General features: G+C 47.5%; 1 protein-coding gene and 1 pseudogene. Both read left to right on the top strand.

Annotated features, from left to right (window positions below):
• Positions 1 to 23: 23 nt before the first annotated feature.
• Positions 24 to 464 (top strand): annotated as a pseudogene (locus R7070_RS24550) (penicillin-binding protein 1B); the annotation flags it as partial.
• An 87-nt stretch (positions 465 to 551) separates the two neighbouring features.
• The coding region (locus tag R7070_RS24545; protein WP_318141329.1) for a patatin-like phospholipase family protein at positions 552 to 2,125 on the top strand (1,574 nt) is incomplete at its 3' end.

Here is a 2,125-nt window from a genome sequence, read left to right as displayed (position 1 = left end):
CTAGCGCGGTTGATGAATAAACGGCTTGGCTAGAAATTTACGCGATGAAACAAGGTGACGCACAAGGTGCGGGCCGCTACCTTCAAAGCCAATTCGCTTGGGCTGCATTGGCGGGCAAAACGGGCACCAGTAACGATACTCGTGATAGCTGGTTTGTCGGGATTGATGGCCGTGAAGTGACGACCATTTGGCTAGGCCGTGATGATAACAAGCCAATCAACCTTACGGGCTCAAGCGGTGCATTGCGTGTTTACGCGGAATACTTGGCGCAGCGAATTCCTGAGCGTTTGGAGTTGCCTTGGCCTAAAGAAGTGACGACGCTTGGCTTTAAACCGACCTCCAACGGTGGTTTAGAGATGAATTGCCGCAGCGATTACAAACTTCCAGTATGGGATAAAACGGGTCAAATCAAACAACAGTGTGAGAAAAAATCTAACTGGTTGAATAGTTTGTTTGATTGGTAGGATCTCCAAATCAACAACATGGACTTGTTTCACTGGTCAATTCTTAGTACATATTAGTGATCAAGTATTCAGTAAAGGAAGAAGTGGATGTTCAAAACGCTGTCATCAAGCCCGATGTCGCGCTATTTCGCGTTGTGGGTAAGTTTGTTTTTGATAGCCACTCCTTCTGTTGCTCAAGTCAAAAATGAGGATACTCCGACTCGTCCTAAAGTCGCGGTTGTTCTCGCTGGTGGCGGCGCAAAAGGCGCTGCCCACATTGGTGTACTCAAGGCGCTAGAAGAAATGCACATTCCTGTCGATATCATCACAGGGACAAGCATGGGAGCTTATGTTGGCGGCTTGTACGCGACAGGCATGAGCGCCGATGAAATCGAAAGTTTTATCTATTCTGTTGATTGGAACAGTGGTTATCGTGATCGCGTCGATCGCAGTCAGCGTCGCGTTCGTGACAAAGAATATGAAGACCGCTATCAAATCACGACCGACCTTGGTTTACGGTTCGGCGAAGTTCGTGCTCCAACTGGTGTGGTTCAAGGGCAAAACATGTTGCGTGTGTTGCGCGAGACCACAGGCAACCTCGGACGTTTTGACTCCTTTGATGAGCTTGCCATTCCTTACCGTTCCGTTGCGACAGATATTTTAGAACTGGACGAAGTGGTGATCGGCAACGGTTATTTAGTTGATGCCATGATGGCCAGTATGTCTGTACCCGGCGCACTCCCTCCGTATAAGTTAAATGGCCACATGCTTGTTGACGGTGGCGTGGTCAACAACATGCCAGTGGATGTTGCGCGTGCGATGGGCGCGGATGTGGTTATCGCGGTAGACATCAGTACCGACTACAAAACCGAAGATGATTTTACTGGGCTGTTTACCGTTGCAGACCAACTCTCCAACTATCTGGTGCGTCGCAGTACCCAGCAGCAAGTCGAAACCCTGCAAGAACACGATGTTTACATTCGTCCCAATGTCGGCCAAATGGAAACCGTCGAGTTCGACAAAATGCCTTGGGCTTTTCAATCTGGTTATGACATCACCAAAGAAATGGAGTCGAAGCTAGCGGGACTGCGTTTATCAAACGCGGAGTATCAAAAGTACATCGACCATAAGCAGGAAGTTCGCAAAAAGCTCGTTTATGGTGACGATCGCGTAGTGGATGAGATTGTGATCGTAAACAATACCCACTATAGCGATGTTTTGTTGACCAACCGTTTGGAACTGGAAACTGGCCGTAAAATCGAAACGGCTGAAATCGAAAAAGCGGTAGAAAACCTCTATGCATTGGACCGATTTGAGTTAATTACTTATCACTTTGAAGAAGTCGATGGTTCGAATTTATTGGTGTTTGACGTTAACGAAAAATCTTGGGGCCCAAACTACCTCAACTTCCGTTTCTTCCTTGAAGATGACTTTGATACCGACAGCCAATACGGCATAGGGATGTCGACTAACTTTACCAACTTAAACTCTCACGGTGCTGAAATGGCACTCAACGTTGAGATGGGCACAGATAAGCTTATTGAGGCGGAGCTGTATTCTCCGGTTCTGTCTAGCCAAGAGTTTTTTGTTGCTGGTAAGGTGGCGTACAGCAGTGAAGGGCGAAACTTGCCGGTCAGTGATGATGACTCGAGTTTAAGTTCGGTGAACGATTTTTTGCCAGT

Origin of the sequence: Vibrio sp. 1557 (assembly GCF_033340175.1) — a bacterium.
Lineage (GTDB): Bacteria > Pseudomonadota > Gammaproteobacteria > Enterobacterales > Vibrionaceae > Vibrio > Vibrio alginolyticus.
The sequence above is the reverse complement of the archived record's forward strand: the minus strand, read 5'-3'. Positions and strand labels throughout refer to the sequence as shown.